This is a genomic window from Undibacter mobilis (assembly GCF_003367195.1).
GTDB lineage: Bacteria > Pseudomonadota > Alphaproteobacteria > Rhizobiales > Xanthobacteraceae > Pseudolabrys > Pseudolabrys mobilis.
Genome location: NZ_QRGO01000001.1, coordinates 2199881 through 2223287 on the forward strand (window position 1 = coordinate 2199881; position 23407 = coordinate 2223287).

Sequence of the window (23407 nt, forward strand, 5' to 3'; positions counted from 1 at the left end):
CGCCGATTAACTGCGAAAATTAAGGGGTTTCGGGCGCTCGGTGCGCCATTCTCTCCTGCAAGCGATACGGGTCAATAAGCCCGACGCGGGAGAGTTTGAGGCGTCAAAATGCGAAGTGGCGGGTGTCCCGCCGGGTCGAGTCGTCAGGAGCGGCTCGACCCGTTCGCCCTGCCGGTAGCGTTTGCGACAAGCGACGCTGCGGCCGGGGTGCGGGTGGTTGAAGTTCACCGAGAGCGCGTGGTCATGCGGCGGTCGCTCGCCGGCATGGTGATGGCGATCAATATGCCGGTTGCGGCGTATGACGGCATCGCGCTCAGGCTTGTGCGCGGCCGGCCGGGTGCGGCCGCGACCGTCGAGGTCTCGCTCGAGCACAAGGACCCAGGGCTGACGCTGCCGCTCTATGCGTCCGACCATGGCGACGATGCGATCGCAGAATGGCAAAGCTGGAGCAAAGTGCTCGGCCTGCCGATGCTGTTTGCCGACGAAAGCCAGACGTGTACGGCCGGGGCCTATCTCGGCGCGGTACGCGTGTCGAAGGTGCGGCCGCGCCGCCGCCGTCATTCCTCGCTCCGGCGCCGCCGGCCGATGTTTCTGACCCGGCGTAAGGCGGGCAGGGCGGTGGACACGATGGCGATCCATCGCGGCGAGCACGAAATCATCGCGCGGAATTGAGTTATTTGCACTTCCGCAGCTTCAAAACACCGCCCGGCTGCTGATTGATCTCGACGCGATCCGCTTCGATGATCTTCAGCGTGTATTTGGCCTGACCGTTGCTGATCTGGCCGGTCGTGAACACATCGACGATGCGGAAATCGCTACTGCCGTTCGATTGTATTGAATGGTTGCGGAAAGCCGGCACGCCGCCGCCGCTGTCAGTGCGCTGACTGCCGTTGAAGGTGATGACGCGCAGCTTGCTGCAATCGATCGGGCCTTTCTGCGTCGAGGCGGTCACCCCCCAGCGCCCGTCGATAGGATAATTGGTGGCCGCTGCCGGCGTGACGGCGAGCAGGCTTAACGAAATTGCGATAATCAGAAACGTTTGTCTGGCCATGGCGGCAGCCTAACACAGCGCCGGCCGCGATGGTTTCACATTCTCAGGCGCGATAGGCGGCCATAAAGGTGCGCACCGCGATGCGGACCACGTGACTGATCCGCTCGTCCGTTGGCGGCGGGCCGAAGTTGAACAGCATTGGCTTCAGCATGGTGGCGTGGCAGGTCTCGATGAACTGCGCCGCTGCGACATCGTGGTCGTCGATCTTGAGCACGCCGGCCTCGGTCTGTGCCTTGAGATAGGCCGCGAGGCTGGCGATGCCGCGGGCGGGGCCGGATTCGTAGAGCTTGCGGCCGATTTCCGGCATGCGCTCCGCCACCGCAATGACCGTGCGCCATGATGACAGGCGCTTGTAGTTGGCCAATGTCTTGACGAACATCTGGCCGTGCTGGAGCAGCACCGCTTCCACATCGTGGTCGTTGTGGTCGAAATCGAAAACGCCATCGAGCTGCATGACGCATTCGCCGCGCACCATGCTGTCGAACAGGTCGTCCTTGTCCTTGAAGTAGACATAGAGCGTCCCTTTGGAGACGCCGGCGGCCTTGGCGATGTCGATCATGCTGGCGGCATCGAAGCCGCGGTCCAGAAAGACCTGACGGGCGCCGTCCAGGATCTGGCGGCGCTTGGTGCTGTCATCGCCACCATCGACGGCGCGCTCAGCAACCACATCGGCCGCGCTCTCGCTCATCATTTCGCTCCTGCCGAAAATTCTTTTGCCATCTCAGACCTTTGCGCGATTCCGGGCCGGCGCCGGCCGGAAATCCGGCCTTTGCCCACATGAATCTATATGGCGCGATCCATTCAAAAAATCAATGACCGAACGGTTCGGTCAATCTTGACAGGGGCCCAGGTGCGGGCGTATCTGGAAATGACCGAACGGTTCGGTCACTCGGAGATCGTCATGTCGCAACGCGGCAATCTGCAATTGAAGGCGCCGGAAACTGTAGATCCGGGCGCTGCTCCTGAAGCTGAACCGGCGGCTAAGGCGGGCCTCGGCGCCCTCTTGAAGGCCAACCGCAAGCGCGTCCTGATGGGCGTCGCGGCGCTCGCCGCTGCCGGACTCGGCTGGTGGGGGTTCGGTTACGTGACCACCGGGCGGTTCTTGGTGTCGACCGACGATGCCTATGTGCGTGCCGACGCCACGACGCTCGCCGCCAAGGTGCCCGGCTACGTCGCCCAGGTTGTCGTCGACGACAACGCCTTTGTCCATGCCGGGGACGTCATCGCCCGCATCGACGACGGCGATTACAAGCTTGCGGTCGATTCCGCGCGCGACAAGGTCGCGACGCAGGAGGCGACCGTGGCGCGCATCGGCCGCCAGGTCGAAGCGCAGCAGGCGATGGTGACGCAGGCGCAGGCCCAGCTCACCTCGGTGCAGGCGCAGGCCCGGCGCGCTCAGCTCGAACTCGAGCGCCAGCAGAAACTCGCCGGCAATGCTTTCGCCAGCCAGCAAACTCTCGAAACCGCGCAGGCCAACCGCGATCAGGCGGATGCGTCCGTCGCGGGTGGTAGCGCCGCTGTGGCGGCCGCCCTCGCCAATGTCGATGTGCTGAAAGCTCAGCAACTGGAGGCGGCGCGCATGCTCAACGAACTGAGGACGGCGCAGGCCAAGGCCGAGCGCGATTTGTCCTTCACCGAAATCCGCGCGCCGATCGACGGCGTCATCGGCAATCGCGCCGCCAAGGTCGGCGACTTCCTGCAGATCGGCCAGCGCTTTGCCAGCCTGGTGCCGCTCGGTGATGTCTATATCGACGCCAACTTCAAGGAAACGCAGTTGTCGCGGCTGCGGCCCGGCCAACCGGTCGACGTCAGCGTCGATGCGCTGCCCGAACACGACATTGAAGGCACGGTGGCGAGCATGTCGCCGGCGTCGGGCTCGGTGTTCTCGCTGTTGCCGCCGGATAACGCGACCGGCAATTTCACCAAGATCGTCCAGCGCATTCCGGTGCGCATCAAGGTTCCGGCCGCAGTCGCCAACAGCAAACTGCTGCGGCCCGGCATGTCGGTCGTGGTCAAGGTCAACACCAAGTCGGCTGACAACAAGACATCGGTTGCGGATGGCAGCGCGTGGTTCGCAGCAAACGCTGCGCCGGCGCCACAACGATCGGCATCGAACGAGTCCTCTCTCCGGCGCTAGGCGACGTGTCCCCCATGAGTACGCCTGGCGCCATTGCCGCGCTTCCGGTTTCCGCCCGTTCCCCGACGGTCGGGGCCGGGAGCGCGGACGCTACACGCAAGCGGCATATCGCCGCCTTCGTCGTGATGTGCTTCGGCATGTTCATGGCGATTCTCGACATCCAGATCGTGTCGGCCTCGCTGTCCGAAATTCAGGCGGGCTTGTCCGCTTCGGGCGACGAAATTCCCTGGGTGCAGACGTCGTATCTGATCGCCGAAGTCATCGCGATTCCGCTGTCCGGCTATCTGTCGCGCGCGCTCGGCACGCGCATGCTGTTCGCCGTTGCCGCTGCAGGATTCACAATCGCGAGCGTGATGTGCGGCCTCTCGACGTCGATCAACAGCATGATCCTGTGGCGCGCCATACAAGGCTTCATCGGCGGCGGCATGGTGCCGACGGTTTTTGCTTCCGCTTATGTGATTTTCCCCGGTCCCCAGCAAAAGCTGGTGGCGCCGGTGGTCGGGCTGATCGCAACCCTTGCCCCCACGGTTGGCCCGACCATCGGCGGATACGTTACCGAGCTGATGTCGTGGCATTGGCTGTTTTTCATCAACATCGTGCCGGGCATCGTTGTCACCGTGCTGGCCTGGACGCTGATCGACTTCGACAAGCCGGATTACTCCCTGCTGGCGAAGTTCGATTGGTGGGGCCTCGGCTCGATGGCGCTGTTCCTCGGCTCGCTCGAATATGTGCTGGAGGAGGGGCCGCGCTATGGCTGGTTCGACGATGAGGCATTGGTCTTGCTGGCGCTGGTCTGCGCCGTCTCGGCGGTGTTCTTCTTCTGGCGTGTGCTGACGGCGGCCAGCCCGATTGTCGATCTGCGCGCTTTTGCCAACCGCAACTTCGCCGTTGGCAGCGCATTCTCCTTTGTGCTCGGCATCGGCCTTTACGGCCTGACGTATCTCTACCCGGTCTATCTGGCGCAGGTGCGCGGCTACAACGCCCTGATGATCGGCGATACGATGTTCGTCTCGGGCGTCGCCATGTTTCTGACCGCGCCGATCGCCGGTCAGCTCGCGCAGCGATTCGACCCGCGCTACATCCTTATCACCGGCTTCCTGTTCTTTGCTTTCGGCACCTGGCAGATGACGGCGATCACGCAGGACTGGGATTTCTACGAATTACTGTGGCCGCAGATCTTCCGCGGCGTCGGTTTGATGCTGTCGATCGTGCCGGTGACCAATACCGCGCTCGGCACACTGTCGCCGGACCGCATCAAAAATGCGTCCGGCCTGTTCAACCTGACGCGCAATCTCGGCGGCGCCATCGGGCTCGCCGCGATCAACACGGCCCTCAACGACCGCATGGACCTGCACCTGGCGCGTCTGCACGAGGCGGTGAGCACCGCCAGCGTCAGTGCCAATGAGACGCTCAATCAACTGACGCAGAAATTCGGCGGCTCGGACGGCACGGCGCAGGCGCTCAAGCAGATGTCGCTGATGGTGCGCAAGCAGGCGCTGGTGATGAGCTTCGGCGACATATTCTGGATCCTGACGGTGATGTTCATCGCACTAGCGGCGGCCGGCGTGATCATGCGCAAGCCCAAGCCCGCCGGCGGCGGCGCGGGCGGTGGGCACTAGGCCGCTCCATGGTGTGTTAGTGCATTGCCGGCCAATTCCAGCGATTGCCGACCCTGCCGTGGAAGAATCCGTTCGAGAACGGCGCCTGAAGTCTGAGGGCTTCGAGTTGTGCGTGAGCCTCCTGAGCGTCGATGCGGCCATCGAGCGCGGCGCGGAAGATGCTCGCGACCGCAACCATGTCGCAGCTGTGCGGCGAGATGCGGAAGCGGCGTACGCCCATGTCCTGTAACGTCGCAAGATCACCGCTCAGGTCGAGATAGTCGTAGGACAGGGTCTGGATGCCATTGACCGTCAGGAACGGCTTGTTCTCCAACGTGCTGAGCACCATCCCGTCGGGATCGTTCTCGCAAACGAACTGGCAGCTATCCTTGGTACGGCCATGGGCGCGGGCGTGATAGCAGCGCGCGGACAGGGCCAAAGGCATGCGGCCAAAGACTTGCACTTCCACCGTGACGTCGAGCCTCCCGGCCGCCGCGGCCAGGGTGCGGATGGCGGCGGCCGGCATTTCCACCGGCAGGCAGACATTGCAGGCGCCGCCGCGCGCCAGAACGGCCAGCGTGCGCTCGTTGTAGACATTGATGAACGGCCCGACATGATGCGGCCGTCCCTGCAAATACGGGAAGGCGGAGGCGTCGTTGGCCTCGACCAGATCGCCGCTGCCAGCGCTTTCCACCAGTTTGCGGTCGAGCTTGGACATTACTTCGGTCAGCGTCGAGAACACCACCGTCTTGCCGGCCGCCGCCAGCCGCGTTGCGACCGCCTCCAGATGCGGCTCGAACAGCGGCGCACGTTTGGAGCAGATGACTTCGCCGAGATAAACGATCTCGACCGGCGCTTCGTCGGCGATGTGGAAATAGAAATCCCGCCATCGTTCGGGCGCCCAGTTGAACAACACCGGTCCCAGCGTGACTTCGCTTGCGCCTGCCTCCACCATTATCTCCATCGCTTGGTCCGGAAGGTGCCCTCGGTCTCGCGCCGCCCTTCGGTGAGCGCCAGAAGGCTGGCAAAGGCGGCGTCGCCGCCAGCCATCAGATCGTCGACGGCTTTGCGAAAGGCGCAAACCACGTCCTTGACATAGGCGCGGCTGCGTTGACGACCTTCGATCTTGAGCGCGGTGACGCCGGCGCGCATCAGGTCCGGCAGTAACGCCGATAGGTTGAGGCTGACCGGCTCTTCGAAGGCGTAGTAGGGATCTTTCTTGGCACTGCAGAGATAGCGGCCCTTGCAGATGGTCGGATAGCCGGCGCTCTCGCCGCGGATAAAACGGTCGATCACCACCGGGCCCAGCTTCGTTGTCAGCGTATGGCGGGCGTCTTGCTCGTAGCGCACGTCGGCGGCGGGTGAACAGACGCCGTCCATGTTGGTGGACACGCCGGTAACGTAATTGGTCAGGCTGCAGCGGCCTTCAGCCATCATGCCGATGTTGCCGAAGATGAAAGCCTCGATCTCGCACGGTATCTCCCGGTGCAGCGCGGCGATTTCGGCGACCGTCAGCATGCGCGGCAGCACCACGCGCTTGACGCCGAACTCCTGGCAGTAAAAACGGATGGCCTCCGGCGAGGAGGCGCCGGCCTGCACCGAGAGATGCAGGCGCAAGGCCGGATGCGCCTGCGCCGCATAATCGGCGACGCCGATATCGGCAACGATGACTGCATCGACGCCGAGCCGCGCGGCGAGATCGATGGCGTCGCGCCATAGATCGAAACGTCCGGCCGGCGGGAATGTGTTGACCGCCAGCAGCACCTTGGCACCGCGGGCATGGGCATAGGCCAGCGACTGTTCGAGTTCGACCGGCGTGAAATTCAATCCCGGAAAATTGCGCGCGTTGGTCTCATTCTGCAGTCCGCAATAGACGGCATCGGCGCCGGCATCGACCGCGGTGCGCAAACCCGCCGGCGTGCCGGCCGGACAGACCAGCTCGGGTCGCTGATAGCCGATCGTTTCTGTCATGAACCTGCCCCTCGTGATGCGCGGAAGCCGGACAGCACGAAGGATGCCGGCCCGGCGAAAGGACCGAAGCTGCCGATGGCGGCGGCGAGCGCGCTGCCTTCGAAGTCGTCCAGCGCGTTGCGCAGCGCGACGATCGCCTCGGTATCGCCGCTGACGGCAAGATCGCGCGAGAAGAACATGGCGTCGCCATCCAGCGTGCCGTCGATCATGTCGAGCAGGTTGGCGAAAGTGCCGGCGATGGCGGCATCGTGCGCCGGACGCTCGTGACGGCGATGCGCGTTGAGACGCGGCGCTTTGCGCTCGGGCGTCAGCACCAGCACAAAAGGAAAATCGACCGGATCGATCAGGAAGCGTTTGCCGGCATGAGGACCGAGCCGGTCGAACAGTTCGGGGCGCGCCCCGGCCACATGCGTTGCGATGCGATTGAGAACAGGTTGCAGGAGCGCCAGAGGCACCGGAGTCAACAGCAGGGCAGGGACTTGCCGAATAAAAGCTTTGAATGGGGATGAAGAATCCGGCGGCACTGACATGAGCGCGACGCTAGTCGCAGGCACCGACGTCGTTTTGATGAAGGTCAATGCGGCGCGTTGATCGACGCGCCTCGGCGCCGACGCAATGCATTTTATGACGCGACGACGATGCGCCGCGCAATTCCATGAGGCTATACCGGTCCGCTCACGCCTTACCGTATCCGCCTGCCGTCGGCGTCTGGATGATGATCGCCTCATTGGCATCGATCACCGTGGCGTCGCAGCCCTCGAGCTTCGCCATGGTCCCATCCTTTCGGCGGGCCCAGTTCTCGCCGACCTGACCGCTTTCGCCGCCTTCGAGGCCGAAGGGCGGTACGCGGCGGTGGCCGGACAGGATGGTGCAATCCATCTTCTCGAGAAAGCGGATGGTGCGGCGAATGCCGTCGCCGGCGTGCCACTTACCCTTGCCGCCAGAACCCTTGCGGATGTGGAAATCCTCGAGCAGCACCGGATAACGGAATTCGAGAATTTCCGGATCGGTGAGGCGGGTGTTGGTCATGTGCGTGTGGACGGCGTCGGTGCCGTTGAAGCCGGGACCGGCCGGCGAGCCCGAGCAGATGGTTTCGTAGTATTGATACGTGTCGTTGCCGAAATTGAGATTGTTCATGGTGCCCTGCGCGCAGGCCAGCGCATTCAGCGCGCCGAACAGGCAGTTGGTCACGGCCTGCGACACCTCGACATTGCCGGCGACGACGGCTGCCGGATATTCCGGCGTCAGCATCGACTTCGGCGGCACGATGATGTTGACCGGCCGCAGGCAGCCGGCATTCATCGGAATGTCGTCGGCCACCATCATGCGGAACACGTAGAGCACCGCGGCGCGCGTCACCGGCTCCGGTGCGTTGAAGTTGCTGGGTTGCTGCGGCGAGGTGCCGGTGAAATCGACGGTCGCCTCGCGCTTCTTTTTGTCGACCGAGATCTTCACCTTGATGACCATGCCTTGGTCCATCGGGTATTCGAACTCGGAATCGTGGATGCGGTCGATGACGCGGCGCACGCTCTCCGCCGCATTATCCTGCACGTGCTTCATGTAGGCCTTGACCACGGGAAGCGTGAACTGATCGACCATCTTGCGCAGTTCGGCGACGCCGCGCTCGTTGGCGGCGATTTGCGCCTTGAGGTCGTTGACGTTCTGAATCGGATTGCGCGCCGGATATTTGGCGCCGGTCAGAAGGTCCATCAGCGCCGCCTCGCGGAATTTGCCGCGATCGACCAGCTTGAAATTGTCGATATAGACGCCTTCCTGCTCGATGGTCGTTGCGTTCGGCGACATCGAGCCGGGCGAGATGCCGCCAACATCGGCGTGGTGGCCGCGCGAGGCCACCCAGAACAGGATGGTCTTCTTCTTGTCATCAAAGACCGGCGTGCAGACGGTGATGTCTGGCAGATGCGTGCCGCCGTTATAGGGCGCGTTGATGGCATAGACGTCGCCCGGCGCGATCTTGCCTTTGTTGTCGCGGATGATGGTCTCGACCGAGCGATCCATCGAGCCCAGATGCACCGGCATGTGCGGCGCATTGGCGACCAGCGTACCGTCGGCGGCGAACACGGCACAGGAGAAGTCGAGTCGCTCCTTGATGTTGACGGAGTAGGCGGTGTTCTGCAGCGACACGCCCATCTGCTCGGCGATCGACATGAACAGGTTGTTGAAGACTTCCAGCATCACCGGATCGGCATGGGTGCCGATGGCATGGACGCGCTTGAGCTTTTGCCGGCGCGACAGCACCAGATGGTTCTTCGGCGTCAACTCGGCTTCCCAGCCGGGCTCGACAACGATGGTCTGGTGCGGCTCGATGATGATCGCCGCGCCCTTTACCTTGGCGCCGATCTTCAACTGATCGCGGGTATAGACTTTGGCTTGATGCCAGGCGCCGTTCGAATAGAAGCGTGTCGCCTTGGCTGGCTTCGGCAGCTTGGCCGCAGTGCGCCGCGCCGCTTTTTCGGCGAATTTGGCGCCGCCGCCAATGGCCTCGACCGAGATGGCTTCGATGACGAGTTGCTTGTTGCGGTCGATGAAGCCGAAGCGGGCCTTGTGCGCTTTCTCGAAGGCGCGTTGCATCGCGGGCAGGGGGCCGGCTTCGACGATCAGCGCCGTGTCGGTGCCGGCGTAGCGGATATGCGCGCGCTGGATCACCTTGATCTTTGCCGCCGGCACGCCCTGGCTGATGACTTCCTCTTTCACCGTCTTGCCAAGCCCGGCACCGGTCTTCTTGAGCGCGGCCAGCGCCTTGGCGCCCCATGGCAGTTCGATCGCCTGTTCTCGCGTGGCGCGGATATCGGCAAGGCCCATGCCATAGGCCGACAGCAGCGACGAGAACGGATGGATCAGCACCTTGGTCATGCCGAGCGCATCGGCGACCAGGCAGGCATGCTGGCCGCCGGCGCCGCCGAAACAATTCAGCGCATAGCGCGTCACGTCATAGCCGCGCTGCACGGAAATTTTCTTGATGGCGTTGGCCATGTTCTCGACGGCGATCTTGATGAAGCCGTCGGCAATTTCTTCGGGCGCCTTGCTGCCGACCTCGGACGCCATGTCGGCGAACGACTTCTTCACCGCGTCGGCATCGAGCGGCTGGTCCTGCTGCGGGCCGAAAATCTTCGGGAAGAAGTCCGGGAGCAGCTTGCCGGTCATGACATTGGCGTCGGTGACGGCGAGCGGTCCGCCGCGGCGATAGCAGGCCGGACCCGGATTGGCGCCTGCACTGTCGGGGCCGACGCGGAAGCGCGAACCGTCATAATGCAGGATGGAGCCGCCGCCGGCGGCGACGGTATGAATGAGCATCATCGGCGCGCGCATGCGCACGCCGGCGACCTCGGTCTCGAAGGCGCGTTCGTATTCGCCATCAAAGTGCGACACATCGGTCGAGGTGCCGCCCATGTCGAATCCGATCAGGCGGTCGAAACCGGCCTGCTTGCCGGTCTCGGCCATCGACACCACACCGCCCGCTGGCCCGGACAGGATAGCGTCCTTGCCCTGAAACAGCTCGGCGGCGGTTAGGCCGCCGGAGGACATCATGAACATCAGCCGCGCGCCGGAGGTTCTCGTATCGAGTGCGGTGGTCACGCGCGACACATAGCGGCGCAGGATCGGCGACAGATAAGCGTCCACCACCGTGGTGTCGCCACGGCCGACCAGCTTGATCAGCGGCGACACTTCGTGGCTCACCGAGACCTGTGCGAAGCCCATGTCGCGCGCCAGTTTGGCGAGGCGCTCCTCGTGTTCGGGGAAGCGGTAGGCATGCATCAGCACAATGGCGACCGCGTCGATGCCGTCCTTCTTCGCGGCTTCGAGTTCGGCGCTGGCGGCAGCGAGGTCCGGCTCACGCTCGACGGTGCCGTCGGCGCGCACGCGCTCGTCAATCTCGGCGACGCGTTCATAGAGTAGTTCGGGCTTGACGATCTCCAGTGCAAAGATCTTCGGCCGCGCCTGATAGCCGATCTTCAGCGCGTCGCGGAAACCCTTGGTGATGAGCAACAGCGTGCGGTCGCCCTTGCGCTCGAGCAGCGCATTGGTGGCGACCGTGGTGCCCATCTTGACGGCACCAACCGTTGCCGGCGGAATGGCATCATCGGCCTTGAGCCCGAGCAGGTCGCGAATGCCCTGCACCGCTGCGTCGGTATAGGCTTCCGGATTTTCAGATAGCAGCTTGTGCGCAATCAGTTTGCCGTCCGGCCGGCGGCCGACAATGTCGGTAAAGGTGCCGCCGCGATCGATCCAGAAATCCCAGGTCCCGGCCTTTGCCGCTGCCTGTTTCTTCGGCTTGTCCGCCTGTTTATTCGTCGCCCGCTTGGCCATGTCGCCGTCTCCTTGCCGCCAGACGAATAAATCAGAGCTAAAAAAAATCGTCAATAAATCGTTGACAATTTATCGGGCGCCGATACGCTTTTCCAATTCTTGCGAGGGGCTGAGATGGGGACACGCGCGGCAAGGGCCGGCAACGCCGGCAGGGCGAGGGCCGCCGGAACGAGCAAGGCCGAGAGGGCCGGTGCCGTTTCGGTCGGGCCGATCGTATCGTCGGCGCATCTGGCGTCCGGCGTCATGCCGGTTCTCTCCGAACTCGAATTCGGCATGATCCTGCTCGATCATGCCTTCGAGCGCTGGATGGTACGCTGCATCGCCGCCGCCGGCGTGCCCGATTTGTCGCCACTCGATGTCCTTGTTTTGCACACCATCGCCCATCGCGGCCGCGCCAAGCGCGTCGCCGACATCTGTTTGGTGCTCAACATCGAAGACACGCATCTCGTGACTTATTCGCTGAAAAAACTCGACAGCCACAAGCTGCTCCTGAGCGGCAAACGCGGCAGTGAAAAGACCGTGAGCCTGACGCCGAAAGGCGAGGAGGTCGTGCAGCGTTACCGCAAGATCCGCGAAGCGCTTCTGGTCCAGTCGGTGAAGAGCGCCGGCATGGACGACAAGCGCCTGTCTGAAATCGCCGCGCTGATGCGGGCGCTGTCCGGTCACTACGACCAGGCCGCGCGCGCCGCCGCAAGTTTGTGAGGGGCTCCATGATGCGCATCGCATTGGATAGGCTTTATTTGTGGTCCGGCTACGCCGCCGGCTTCTTCATGGTGGCGATCTTCGCGATCATGATGGTCATGTCGCTCGGCCGCGAATTCGATATCAACATCCCCGCCGGCGATGACTTCGCCTCCTGGTGCATGGCGGCGATGGCCTTCCTCGGTCTCGCGCACACCTTCAAGAAGGGCGAGATGATCCGCGTCGGTCTCGTCGTGGAGAAGGTGACCGGCAAGAAGCGCTGGGCCGTCGAGGTGCTCGCGCTCGGCATCTCGACCGTCTTCACGCTTTATTTCGCCTGGTTTGCCTGCCGGATGACTTATGACTCCTTCCGCTTTCACGACATGTCGACGGGCGTCATCTCGGTACCGCTGTGGATTCCGCAGCTCGGCTACGCCGCGGGTCTTGTCATCCTTTCCATCGCCTTGCTCGACGAAATAGTTCACGTCCTCCGCGGCAACAAGCCGAGTTACGAAAAGGAGCCACCGACGACGCCCGATGAATTCGTCGAACGCGTCGCATCCGGGGGGGCCGGCTGATGTCCCTGCCACTCACCGATCTGGCGCTGATCCTGCTGGCAGCGCTTGTCTTCATTCTCGGCAGCGGTGTCTGGATCGCCGTCGCCATCGGCATCGTCGGCTACATCGCCATGATGCTGACCACCTCCGTCCCGGTCGGCGCGGTGCTGGCAACGACGGTGTGGAGTTCGAGCGCCTCATGGGCGCTGGCCGCCTTGCCGCTGTTCATCTGGATGGGCGAAATCCTGTTCCGTACGCGCCTCTCCGAGGAGATGTTCCGCGGCCTGTCGCCGTGGCTGCAATGGCTGCCGGGCCGGCTGGTGCATGTGAATGTCGTCGGCTGCGGCATCTTTGCGGCCGTATCCGGCTCGTCGGCCGCGACCTGCGCCACCATCGGCAAGATCGCGCTGCCTGAACTGGAAAAACGCGGCTACGATCCGGGGCTGAGCCTCGGTTCGCTGGCCGGCTCGGGCACGCTGGGTCTGCTCATTCCGCCGTCGATACCGATGGTGGTCTATGCCGTGACTGCCAACGTCTCGGTGCTGCAGGTCTTCCTCGCCGGCTTCCTGCCGGGCGTGCTCGTGATGGTGCTGTACTCGGGCTACATCATCGGCTGGTCGCTGCTCAATCCGTCGAAGGTGCCGCCGCGCGATCCGCCGATGCCGTTCAAGGAAAAGCTGCGGCAGTCGACCAAACTCATTCCCTGCCTGACGCTGATCCTCGCGGTGTTCCTTGCTCTCGTCTTCGGCTTTGCCACGGCTACCGAATGCGCGGCCTGGGGCGTCTCGGGTGCGCTGATCCTCGCCTGGTGGAGCGGTACGCTGACGCGCAAGACGTTCTTTGAAAGCGTCATGAGCGCGACCCGGCTGACCTGCATGATCATGTTCATCCTGGCCGGCGCGGCTTTTGCCACCGCTGCGATGGCCTATACCGGCATCCCGGCCGCGCTCGCCGAGTGGGTGAAGGGCCAGAACCTGACGCCGAGCATGCTCGCGCTGTACCTGTCCATCATGTACATCATCCTCGGCTGTCTGATCGACGGCATCTCGATGATCGTGCTGACGGCGGTGGTGGTGCTGCCGATGGTTCAGCAGGCCGGCCTCGATCTCATCTGGTTCGGCATCTATCTCATCCTTCACGTCGAGATGGCGCAGATCACGCCGCCCGTCGGGTTCAATTTGTTCGTGCTGCAAAACATGAGCGGCAAGGACACGATGACGGTGGCAAGGGCGGCGTTCCCGTTCTTTATTCTGCTGCTCGCCGCCGTGTTCATCATTACGGAATTCCCTCAAATCGCTCTCGTGCTGCCGCAAATGGCGTTCCCGCCCCGTTGAGGGGGCTTGTTAGGGCGGGGATGTTTTCTGCTAGGATCGCAACAATTAACAGCAAGGTGTGAGGCAAACCATGATCAAGACAATGACCCGTACCGCCGCGCTCGGCATGCTCGCGGCCGCCGCGTTCAGCGTTCAGCCGGCCGTCGCCCAAACCAAGTGGAATTTGCCGGCCGCTTATCCGGCCGATAATCCGCACAGCGTCAACCTGACCATGTTCGCCAAGGACGTGGCGGCTGCGACAGGCAACAAGCTTGAAATCACCGTTCACCCGGGCGCGTCGCTGTTCAAGGCGCCGGATATCAAGCGCGCGGTGCAGACCGGGCAGGCTCAGGTCGGCGAGGTGCTGATCTCGATTCATGAAAACGAAGATCCGGTGTTCGGCATCGACGTCGTGCCGTTCCTCGCCACCAGCTTCTCGGATGCCAAGAAACTCTGGGCCGCCTCGAAGCCGGCCGTCGAAAAGAAGCTCGCGTCGCAGGGGCTGATGGTGCTGTTCGCAGTGCCGTGGGCGCCGCAAGGCATCTACACCAAGAAGGACCTCAACACCGTCGAAGACATGAAGGGCCTCAAGTGGCGCGCCTACAATGTCGGCACCGCGCGAATCGGCGAACTGGTCGGGGCCCAATCGGTGACCGTGCAGGCCGCTGAACTGCCGCAGGCGCTGGCGACCGGCGTCGTCAATTCGTTCATGTCGTCGGGCGGCACCGGCTACGACTCGAAGGTTTGGGAAACGCTGACGAACTTCTACGACGTCCAGGCCTGGCTGCCGAAGGACATCACCTTCGTCAACAAGGCGGCCTTCGATGCGCTCGACAAGCCGACGCAGGAAGCCGTGCTGAAGGCTGCTGCTACTGCTGAAGACCGCGGCTGGAAGATGTGGGAAGAGAAGACCAACTGGTATCTTGATCAGCTCAAGGCCAAGGGCATGAAGGTGGCGCCGCCGAGCGATGCGCTCAAGGCCGGCCTCAAGAAGCTTGGCGAACAGCTTACCGCCGACTGGAAGAAGAAGGCGGGCGCGGATGGCGAAGCCATCATTGCCGCTTACGAGAAGAAGTAAGCTCTTCCATCTCTGAGCTCATAAAGCAAAGCCGGCGCGTGCAGGTCACGCGCCGGCTTTTTATTTTTTGGCGATCGTTGCTCGCGCTACAGCCGTCCCATCAGGACGAGGATCAGCAGCACGATGATGACGAGGCCCAGACCGCCACCGCCATAATAGCCGGTGCCGTAGAACGGGCCGCCGCCGATGCCGGAGAAGCCACCGAGCAGGGCGATAACGAGAATAATCAGAATGATTGTGCCGATAGACATCGCGCACGTCTCCTTGGGATCGTTGCATTAGATGCTTGGCGCACGAATTGAGGCGCATCGCCGCCGCGACTATCAACGGAACAGGGCTCGGTTGGTTCCATAGCGTGGCCTAAATGCGGCGGCAAAAAGCAACAGCCCCCGGAGTTGATCCGGGGGCTGTTTATTCTGCAGTCTTGTCTGGCGAGGTGGACGCTTACCGGCCGGCCTGTTGGTCGATCAGCGGCGTGATGCGGCGCACAGCAACGCGGCGGTTCTCTTCCGAAGGTCCGTCGGTCTGCACCTTCAGATATTGTTCGCCGTAGCCCTGCGTGACCAGATTCTCCGGCGGCACCTGGAATTGCTCGGTCAGCGCCACCGCCACCGCCTCGGCGCGGCGGTCGGACAGAGACAGGTTATCTTCGGCCGCGCCAACGGCGTCGGTATGGCCTTCGATCATGAACACTTCGCGCGGGTTCTTCTGGATCGCACGGTTGATGCCGTCGGCGATCGCCGCCAGCTGGTCGATCTGATCGGTCGTGATCTGCCACGAGCCGGTCGGGAAGTGAACATCGAGATCGACACGCGGCATGTAGGCGCGTAGCGGCTCGCTGTAGCGCACTTCATCGAGCGTATAGCGGCGTTCGATCCGCTCGATCGGTGGCGCCAGGAACAGCGCGAAGATTGCATTGCGGTCGGCACGGCGGCCGTCGAGGATGTAACGGTCCGGCGGACCGCGCCAGCGCGGGGGCGGCACGTCGACGAAGTATCCCGGCCGCGGGCCGGCGAAACGATTGTCGATGATGACCACCTCGCGGCCGCCACGGTCGCGCCGCACACGGCGGAGCAGACGGCCATCGCCGGCCGTGGTGGTGACGATCTGCGTACCGTCGGGACGCACAATGATGCTGATCGTGTCGTTGCCACGCCGGGTTACGCGCACATCGCGGGCGTCAATGGCGAAGCGGTCGGCCTCGTTGTGACGGATGATGGTGCGACTGCCGTCACGAACGATGGTGCGATCGCCCTCGGTGATGATCGTACGACTGCCGTCGCGCGTTTCACGGCGCTCGCGGCGGATGTCGTCGAAGTTGCGTTGCGGGCCCTGATCGCCACGGCGGATGAAATCGCTGGCGTTGCGGGACTGCGTCGGCGGCGGCGGCGCTGCGGCAGCCGGACGATTGCCCTGCGGCGCACGCTGCACGGTGGCCGGCTGGTTCGGCGGGGGTGGCTGTTGGGCAGCCGGTAGCGGCGCGCCGGGTCTCTGCGCAGCAGGCGGCGGTGTTTGGGCTGCCGGTGGTGGCGGTGGCGTTTGAGCTGCAGGTGTCTGCGGCGCCGGCGTTTGCGCGGCCGGAGGCGGCGCAGGCGGCTTCGGCTGTTCCGCGGCAGGCGTTGGCGGCGCAGGCGGCTTCGGCTGTTCTGCAGCAGGCGGCGGGGGCGGAGTCGGTCGTCCGGCAGCGGGCGGCATGCCCGGCGGGCGTTGACCTTCCGGCGGACGCTCACCGCGCGGACGGTCGGGCCTTTCACCGCGCTGCGATTCAGGCGGCCGTTCGCCACGCGGCGGCGGTGCGGATTGCGGCGGAGCGGCCGGCGCCTGAGCGGCGGGCGGTTGTGGCGCGGGAGCCTGAACAGCCGGTGGCGCAGGCGGGCGTGGCCGCTCCGCGGCTGGCGGCGGCGGCGGTGCAGGACGTTGCGCGGCCGGGGGTGGCGGCGGTGCGGGAGGCTGCGCCGCAGGTGGCGGCGGTGGCGCCGGACGTTGAACAGCGGGTGGTGGTGGCGGCGGCGGCGCAGGGCGTTGTGCAGCCGGCGGTGGCGGTGGTGGCGGCGCCGCTGGCTTGGCAGCGGGTGGCGCGGGCGGCTTCGCAGCGGGCGGAGCGGGCTTCGGCTCTTCCTTCTTTTGTTCAGCCGGCGCTGGCGGTGCCTGCGCAATCACGATCGGCGCGTTGGATGCGGCTGTCGCCGGCAGGGCAAACCCCGAAATCGCGGTGAGGGCCGTGCAGGCGAGCAGTAGCGAGCGAACGGATGTCATCAGGCAGGACTCCTGTGGGAAGCATACTTAACGTCGGCACCATGGTGCGGTTCCGTGGCTGAATTGCTTCTGAACGGAATGCGGCCGAATTGTCACCGAGTCATGTCGCTTTTGCTTTCGCGGCGCCGCATCCTTATTGTCCACAACCATCGATGACGGACGATCAGGACCAACGCCTCAACCGGGCTCTTGCCGCCTATCTGCGCCAGGAAGTGCAGGCGCCGGCCATGGCGATTGCCGACTTCCTCGACATCCTTATTGAGGATGCGCGGCGGCTCGGCGCCGATGCCGTTCTCGGCGACCTCGAGCGTATGCAGGGCGCGGGCGCCCGGCTCAATGCCTTTGTCGGCGCGGTGGTTACGGACTCCGCCGCCGATCGCAAGCTCGATGAGAACGACCACGAATTCAACCGCCGCCTCCGTCACGATCTGCGCACGCCGCTCAACGCCATCATCGGCTACAGCGAAATGCTTATCGAGGACATGGACGGCGACGCCCATGCGCCGATGCGCGACGATCTCATCAAACTCAAGCAGGCCGCCGATCAGCTGCTCGGGCAGATCGATGCCATGGTGGCGCTCACCCATATCGACGACGCGCCAATCGCGCGCGAGGACAAGCTTGCCGCCCATGCTGGCATCGTCGCCGACGTGCTGCGCACCGTTCAGCCGCTGAAGGCCGAAGCCTCGCACCTGCTCGATCGGCAAAGCCGCATCCTCATCGTCGACGACAACGCTGCCAATCGCGATGTGCTGGAGCGACGGCTGGCCCGCGAAGGCCATGCCGTCGTTACCGCCGCCAATGGTGTGCAGGCTCTCAAGCTGGTCGGTGACGAAGATTTCGACCTGGTCCTGCTCGATCTCATCATGCCGGAGCTCAGCGGCTTCGATGTGCTCACGCGCCTCAAGGGCGACGACGCCACGCGGCATATTCCGGTCATCGTCATCTCGGCGTTGGACGAGCTCGACAGCGTCGTGCGCTGCATCGAGGCCGGCGCCGAGGATTTCCTGTCCAAGCCGTTCGACCCGATCCTGCTGCGCACGCGCATCAATTCTTCGCTGGAAAAGAAGTGGCTGCGCGACCGCGAGAAGAAGTTCGTCGCCGATCTGGAAACCGAAAAGCGCAAGTCGGAAACGCTGCTGCTCAACATCCTGCCGCACAGCATCGTGCGGCGCATGCGCGAGGGCGAACTCAAGATCGCCGATCAGGTGCATGAATCGACCATCCTGTTCTGCGATCTTGCCGGCTTCACCATGCTGTCCGGCACCATGTCGGCTGAAGATGTGCTCGATTTTCTGGGCGAGATATTCACCCAGTTCGACGCGCTCGCCGCCGAGGCGGGCGTCGAGAAGATCAAGACCATTGGCGACGCCTATATGGCGGCGGCCGGCATTCCCGAGCCGCAGCCCGATCACGCCCACCGCATCGCGCGGCTGGCGCCGCGCATGATGCGCGCCGTGCGCGATGTGGCCCGGACGACGGGACTCAAGCTCGAGGCTCGCATCGGCATCCACACCGGGCCGATCGTTGCCGGCGTTATCGGCACCCACAAATTTGCCTATGACGTCTGGGGCGACAGCGTGAACACCGCGAGCCGCATGGAGTCGCATTCGGTCAACGGCCGCATCCACATTTCTGAGGCGACCCGCAGGGCGCTCGGCGAGGCCTTTCCGCTGGAGCCGCGCGGCGTCATCGAGGTCAAGGGCAAGGGCCCGATGCAAACCTATTTTCTGCTGGAGCCGTGAGGGCGCATGTCCTACAGCTTTGGCCAGGAGCTCGACGCGGTCAGAATTCGGGGCTGATGCCGTGCAGGCACATATGAAGCGACAATTATCGTCGAAGGAAGAACACGCCTTCCTGCGCGCGACGATCGACAACATGCAGCAGGGCGTCGCCCTGTACGACGCCGACCACAAGCTCGTCACCTGGAACGAGCGCTTCGTCGAGTATCTGGAAATGCCGGAGGAGTTCCTCGGCACCGACCGGACCTTCTCCGACTACATCCGCTATCTCGGCGCCCGCGGCGAGTTCGGCGAGGATGTCGACATCGAAAAGGAGCTGGCCAAACGTCTCACCGTGCTCGGCACCTCGCATTCGTTCGAGCGCACCCGGCCGGACGGCATGGTCATGGAAGTGCGCCGCGATCCGGTGCCGGGCGGCGGCTTCATCGCCATCTACGCCGACATCACCGAACGCAAGAAGCAAGAACTGGCGCTGCGCAAGGCGATGGAAGATGCCGAGTCCGCCAACAAGGTGAAGTCGTCCTTCCTGGCCAATATGAGCCACGAGCTGCGCACGCCGCTCAACGCCATCATCGGCTACAGCGAATTGCTCGCCGAAGATGCGCAGGACCGCGGCGACAAGGCCGCGCTCGGCGACCTGGAAAAGATCAGCGCCGCCGGCAAGCATCTGCTCGGGCTGATCAACGAGATTCTCGATCTGTCCAAGATCGAAGCCGGCAAGATGGAGGTCTATCTCGAGCGCCTCGATCTGCCGAAGACGATCGCCGACGTGAAGACCATCGTCGATCCGATGATCGGCAAGAACGGCAACCGGCTGGTCATCGAATGTCCGCCGGATATCGGCACGCTGAAGACGGACCTCACCAAGCTCAAGCAGTGCCTGATCAATCTGCTCAGCAACGCCGCGAAATTCACCAAACAGGGGACCGTGCTGCTGCGGCTGTCGCGCGAGGCGAGCGATGACGGCCGCGACCTGGTCCGCTTCGATGTCGGCGACAGCGGCATCGGGATGACGCCTGAGCAGGTCGGCCGGCTGTTCCAGGCCTTCACCCAGGCCGATTCATCGACCACCCGCAATTTCGGCGGCACGGGACTCGGTCTCACCATCACTCGGCATTTCGTCACCATGCTCGGCGGCGCGATCGATGTCGTCAGCGCGCCGGGCCAGGGCACGACCTTCAGCATCGTATTGCCCGACCGCGAGGGCGGCGAGGGCGAAACCTCCGTCGCCGACGATCTTGGTCTGGCGCCGGAAGGCGTCGCTTCGTCGATCACGGTGCTGATCGTCGACGACGATCCGGCGGTGCATGATGTGCTGTCGGCGACGCTCGGTCGCGAAGGCTACGTGCTGCTGCACGCGCGCGACGGTGCCGAGGCGCTGGCCATCATGCGCAAATCGCCGCCGGATATCGTCACGCTCGACGTGCAGATGCCGAAGATCGATGGCTGGTCGGTGCTGGGAATCATGAAGTCGGAGCCGGCGCTCGAACATATTCCGGTGATCATGCTCACCATCGTCGACGACCGCAATCTCGGCTTCTCGCTCGGCGCGTCCGAGTTCATGACCAAGCCGATCGACCGCAACAAGCTCACCGCATTGCTGCGCAAGCTGGCACCGGCCAAGACCGATTCCACCATTCTCATCGTTGATGATGATGCCGACGTGCGCGAGCTGATCGGCAATACCGTGAAGGCCGCGGGCATGACGCCGGCGCAGGCCGCCAATGGCCGCGAGGCGCTTGGGTGGCTGTCCAACCATCAGGCTCCCGCGCTGGTGCTGCTCGATCTGATGATGCCCGAGGTGGATGGCTTCGAGTTTCTCGAGAAGGTGCGCGATCTGGACAGCATGAAGGACGTGCCCATTGTCGTGCTGACGGCCAAGGACCTCACCGACGAGGAGCGCGCCTTCCTTGCTGAGCGCACGCTGCTGGTGCTGAGCAAGAGCGGCCAGCCGATCGGCACGCTGGGCGCCGCCCTGTCGGCGCTGGCGCACCGGCATCACGCTGGCGCCGCAAAACACACGAATTAGGAACTGGAAGGCTCTGAGCAATGAAAGTGCTGCTGGTCGAAGACAACGAGATGAACCGCGATATGCTCTCGCGCCGTCTGGCGCGCAATGGCTACGAGGTGATCATGGCGGTCGATGGCGAGCAGGCGGTCACCATGGCCAGTTCGGTGAGCCCCGACATCATCTTGATGGATATGAGCCTGCCGGTGATCGACGGTTGGGAAGCGACGCGCCGCGTCAAGGCCGATCCCGCAACCAAGGCCATTCCGGTGATCGCGCTGACCGCTCATGCGATGGCTGAGGATGAGAAGAAGGCCCGTGACGCCGGCTGCGACGACTTCGATACCAAGCCGGTCGATATCCAGCGCCTGATCGGCAAGATGAAGGCCCTGACCGGCGGCGTTTGATTCATCAAGATCGAGGCGGCTGGCGCAACGTCACGTCTCCCAAGGGGAGAGATGGCGGCGAAGCCGCCCATGCGTCGGTACTGCCATGGTACCACCAGCCCGCGCCGTATGCGCCTAAGATCACAAAATACCAGAAACTTCGTTCCGCAAGGGACGTCGGGAGCGTCGGGCATGGGCTGATCGGGAGTTGGGCTGTGATCAAGAGTTTTGTGCGTTTCGTGGTTTCTGCGGCCACACTCCTTGCGCTTCCAGCCGTTGTTGCGGCTCAGCCCGTCAGCCTGAAGCTGTCCTTCTTTTCATCCGACCGCACGGTCGCTTACACTGCGGCCATCAAGCCATTTGTCGACGCCGTCAATCGGGATGGCGCTGGCCTCGTGAATATCGAGGTCTATACCAGCGGCACGCTTGGCAAGGTGCAGCGCGAACTGCCTGACCTGGTTCTGTCGGGCGCCGCCGACATGGCTTTCATCGTGCCGGGGCAGAATCCCGACCGCTTCGTCGATACGGGTGTGATCGAACTGCCCGGTCTGTTCCAGAGCGTGCGCGAAGCGACGTTGACCTTTACCGAACTGGCGAAGGGCCAGGCGCTTGCCGGCTATAGCGACTTCTTTGTGATTGGCGTGTTTACGACGTCGCCCGACGCCATTCACAGTCGCAAACCCATTCGGTCGATCGCGGATCTTCGTGGCCAGCGAATCCGTGTCAATAACGCGATCCAGGCCGAAGTGTTGACCAAACTCGGTGCGCGGCCTTCGGTTATTGCCTTCAACGAAACGGCGCCCGCAATCATGAGCGGGGAGATCGACGGCGCGCTGACGGCGGTGCCGCAGCTCTTCGACGTCGGTATCGGCCGGCTGACGAGCTATCATTTTCTGCTCAATACGAGTGTTGCGCCGCTCACCCTCCTGATGAATCGCAAGGCGCTCGATGCGCTCTCTCCGGCGGCTCAGGCTATCATCCGCAAATACAGTGGCGACTGGGCGGCCGCGAGCTTTATTGATGTTTACGAGAAGGCGGACAAGAAGGCATTCGAGGAGCTGCAGCAGGATCGCCGGCGTACGGTCGTCATTCCGTCGCAAGCCGACCTCGACACGGCGAGAGCCGTCTACGCGACAGTCTCTGATGAATTCGCAGCGAAAAGCTCGCGCCACGCCGTACTCGTGCGCAGGGTGCACGAGTACATTGCGAAATTTCGTGTGGCCAAGTGACCGGCCCCATGGCGCACACCTTTGTGTTCGCGCCTGCCAAATGCGCAAAATGGGCCTTACGGCTGAGTGCCGTCTGCGGTGCGGCGTGGCTTTTATCTGCCGCTGCCGTGGCCCAGCCCGTTCAGCTCAAGCTCTCCTACTTTGGCCCCGACAAGGCGCAAACCTTTCAGGCGGGCATCAAGCCCTTTGTCGACGCCGTCAATGCGGAAGGGAAGGGCGTTGTCAGCATCGTCATTTATGCCGACGGCGCGCTCGGCAAATCGATCGCCGAACAGCCTGCGCTGATTCAGAAGGAGGTCGCGGATATCGCCTGGGTGGTGCCCGGCCAGACCCCATATCGGTTTCCCGATGATGAAATCTTCCAGTTGCCCGGCCTCGCGAGGGATGTCCGCGAAGGCACGCTGGCTTATACGCGCCTGGTCGCGGCCGGCCGGTTGCGCGGCTATCAGGACTACTTTGTCGTCGGCGCCTATGTGACCAGCCCCGCTTTCATTCACACCCGTAAACCGGTCGCTTCCATCGCGGCGCTCCGCGGATTGAAGATCCGCGCCAATAACGCCATCGAGGCGGAGGCGCTTGAGCGATTGGGCGTAATTGCGACGGTCATGCCGGTATCACAGGTGGCGACTGCGATTAAACACGGCGCCATCGATGGCGCCGTGGTGGCGCTGCCCGGCCTGTTCGATTTCGGAATTGCGGATGTGGCGACTCACCATTTTCATCTGGCTGGCGGCGGGGCCCCGGTCGCGATGCTGATGAATCGCAAGAAGTTCGCCGCTCTGCCCGATGCGGCGAAGCATATCATCCACAAGTACAGCGGTGAGTGGGCGGCAGCGCACTGGATCGAAGCGATTGCCGAGTCCGAAAAGCAGGGTCTTGCCGTGCTCCGGTCGGATCCAAAGCGCGTTTTTACCGAACCGTCGCAACACGATCTGGACACCGCGAGCCGCGCCGTTCGGTCGCTTATTGACGGTTGGGCTGCCGCCAATACGCGCAACCGCGATCTCTTGCGGCACTTCGAAGCCGATCTTTCCGTCATACGCTCGACCGTGCGGTAGCAATGCGGATATTGAG

21 protein-coding genes are annotated in these 23407 nt (G+C 63.6%); 13 read left to right on the plus strand and 8 right to left on the minus strand.

What is annotated here, in order from left to right:
* The first annotated feature begins 108 nt into the window (after nucleotides 1-108).
* On the plus strand, nucleotides 109-672 hold the full coding sequence (locus DXH78_RS10455) for a DUF6101 family protein (protein WP_115516972.1): 564 nt from the start codon (nucleotides 109-111) through the stop codon (nucleotides 670-672).
* A gap of 1 nt (nucleotide 673) precedes the next feature.
* On the opposite strand, the gene DXH78_RS10460 is transcribed toward DXH78_RS10455, so the two are convergent.
* Nucleotides 674-1051: a hypothetical protein gene (locus DXH78_RS10460; RefSeq protein ID WP_115516973.1), complete on the minus strand. Its 378-nt coding sequence runs from the start codon at nucleotides 1049-1051 to the stop codon at nucleotides 674-676.
* Nucleotides 1052-1094: 43 nt separating this feature from the next.
* Nucleotides 1095-1739 (minus strand): TetR/AcrR family transcriptional regulator, encoded by a 645-nt coding sequence (locus DXH78_RS10465; protein WP_245416791.1) that lies wholly within the window; start codon nucleotides 1737-1739, stop codon nucleotides 1095-1097.
* A 180-nt stretch (nucleotides 1740-1919) separates the two neighbouring features.
* Between DXH78_RS10465 and DXH78_RS10470 the strand changes: the two genes are divergently transcribed.
* Nucleotides 1920-3188, plus strand: coding sequence for an HlyD family secretion protein (locus DXH78_RS10470; RefSeq protein WP_115516975.1), 1269 nt, complete (start codon nucleotides 1920-1922; stop codon nucleotides 3186-3188).
* A 14-nt stretch (nucleotides 3189-3202) separates the two neighbouring features.
* A complete protein-coding gene (locus DXH78_RS10475) occupies nucleotides 3203-4807 on the plus strand; it encodes a DHA2 family efflux MFS transporter permease subunit (RefSeq protein ID WP_115516976.1) in 1605 nt (534 codons plus the stop codon).
* A 16-nt stretch (nucleotides 4808-4823) separates the two neighbouring features.
* On the opposite strand, the gene ubiV is transcribed toward DXH78_RS10475, so the two are convergent.
* The 4 genes from ubiV to DXH78_RS10495 form a co-directional block, all read right to left on the minus strand.
* Nucleotides 4824-5750: a ubiquinone anaerobic biosynthesis protein UbiV gene (ubiV, locus tag DXH78_RS10480; RefSeq protein WP_245416792.1), complete on the minus strand. Its 927-nt coding sequence runs from the start codon at nucleotides 5748-5750 to the stop codon at nucleotides 4824-4826.
* Entirely contained in the window at nucleotides 5741-6757 is a 1017-nt protein-coding gene (gene ubiU, locus DXH78_RS10485; RefSeq protein ID WP_115516978.1) for a ubiquinone anaerobic biosynthesis protein UbiU, read from the minus strand. The genes ubiV and ubiU overlap by 10 nt, the downstream gene beginning before the upstream one ends.
* Complete coding sequence (gene ubiT, locus DXH78_RS10490) at nucleotides 6754-7212, minus strand: ubiquinone anaerobic biosynthesis accessory factor UbiT (RefSeq protein WP_245416867.1); 459 nt, start codon at nucleotides 7210-7212, stop codon at nucleotides 6754-6756. The genes ubiU and ubiT overlap by 4 nt, the downstream gene beginning before the upstream one ends.
* Nucleotides 7213-7432: 220 nt before the next feature.
* Nucleotides 7433-11083: a hydantoinase B/oxoprolinase family protein gene (locus DXH78_RS10495; protein WP_115516979.1), complete on the minus strand. Its 3651-nt coding sequence runs from the start codon at nucleotides 11081-11083 to the stop codon at nucleotides 7433-7435.
* A 114-nt stretch (nucleotides 11084-11197) separates the two neighbouring features.
* Between DXH78_RS10495 and DXH78_RS10500 the strand changes: the two genes are divergently transcribed.
* From DXH78_RS10500 to DXH78_RS10515, 4 genes are all read left to right on the plus strand, one after another.
* The gene (locus DXH78_RS10500) at nucleotides 11198-11785 is read left to right on the plus strand and encodes a winged helix DNA-binding protein (RefSeq protein ID WP_115516980.1); all 588 of its coding nucleotides are present in this window, start codon (nucleotides 11198-11200) and stop codon (nucleotides 11783-11785) included.
* 11 nt (nucleotides 11786-11796) lie between these two features.
* The gene (locus DXH78_RS10505; RefSeq protein WP_115517848.1) at nucleotides 11797-12342 is read left to right on the plus strand and encodes a TRAP transporter small permease; all 546 of its coding nucleotides are present in this window, start codon (nucleotides 11797-11799) and stop codon (nucleotides 12340-12342) included.
* The gene (locus tag DXH78_RS10510; RefSeq protein ID WP_115516981.1) at nucleotides 12342-13655 is read left to right on the plus strand and encodes a TRAP transporter large permease; all 1314 of its coding nucleotides are present in this window, start codon (nucleotides 12342-12344) and stop codon (nucleotides 13653-13655) included. Before DXH78_RS10505 ends, DXH78_RS10510 begins: the two co-directional genes overlap by 1 nt.
* Before the next feature lie 82 nt (nucleotides 13656-13737).
* A complete protein-coding gene (locus DXH78_RS10515) occupies nucleotides 13738-14712 on the plus strand; it encodes a TRAP transporter substrate-binding protein (protein WP_115517849.1) in 975 nt (324 codons plus the stop codon).
* 86 nt (nucleotides 14713-14798) lie between these two features.
* Here DXH78_RS10515 and DXH78_RS10520 read toward each other — a convergent pair whose 3' ends face one another.
* Nucleotides 14799-14963 (minus strand): DUF3309 family protein, encoded by a 165-nt coding sequence (locus DXH78_RS10520; RefSeq protein WP_115516982.1) that lies wholly within the window; start codon nucleotides 14961-14963, stop codon nucleotides 14799-14801.
* A 193-nt stretch (nucleotides 14964-15156) separates the two neighbouring features.
* The gene (locus DXH78_RS20320) at nucleotides 15157-16143 is read right to left on the minus strand and encodes an OmpA family protein (RefSeq protein ID WP_347337764.1); all 987 of its coding nucleotides are present in this window, start codon (nucleotides 16141-16143) and stop codon (nucleotides 15157-15159) included.
* Between the two features lie 23 nt (nucleotides 16144-16166).
* Between DXH78_RS20320 and DXH78_RS20325 the strand changes: the two genes are divergently transcribed.
* From DXH78_RS20325 to dctP, 6 genes are all read left to right on the plus strand, one after another.
* Nucleotides 16167-16928, plus strand: coding sequence for a hypothetical protein (locus DXH78_RS20325; protein WP_347337765.1), 762 nt, complete (start codon nucleotides 16167-16169; stop codon nucleotides 16926-16928).
* Between the two features lie 192 nt (nucleotides 16929-17120).
* A complete protein-coding gene (locus tag DXH78_RS10530) occupies nucleotides 17121-18713 on the plus strand; it encodes an adenylate/guanylate cyclase domain-containing protein (RefSeq protein ID WP_115516984.1) in 1593 nt (530 codons plus the stop codon).
* Nucleotides 18714-18786: 73 nt separating this feature from the next.
* On the plus strand, nucleotides 18787-20739 hold the full coding sequence (locus DXH78_RS10535) for a response regulator (protein ID WP_115516985.1): 1953 nt from the start codon (nucleotides 18787-18789) through the stop codon (nucleotides 20737-20739).
* Nucleotides 20740-20759: 20 nt separating this feature from the next.
* Nucleotides 20760-21125: a response regulator gene (locus DXH78_RS10540; protein WP_115516986.1), complete on the plus strand. Its 366-nt coding sequence runs from the start codon at nucleotides 20760-20762 to the stop codon at nucleotides 21123-21125.
* A gap of 194 nt (nucleotides 21126-21319) precedes the next feature.
* Complete coding sequence (locus DXH78_RS10545) at nucleotides 21320-22333, plus strand: TRAP transporter substrate-binding protein (protein ID WP_245416793.1); 1014 nt, start codon at nucleotides 21320-21322, stop codon at nucleotides 22331-22333.
* A 107-nt stretch (nucleotides 22334-22440) separates the two neighbouring features.
* Nucleotides 22441-23391 (plus strand): TRAP transporter substrate-binding protein DctP, encoded by a 951-nt coding sequence (gene dctP, locus DXH78_RS10550; protein ID WP_168192767.1) that lies wholly within the window; start codon nucleotides 22441-22443, stop codon nucleotides 23389-23391.
* Nucleotides 23392-23407 lie beyond the last annotated feature (16 nt).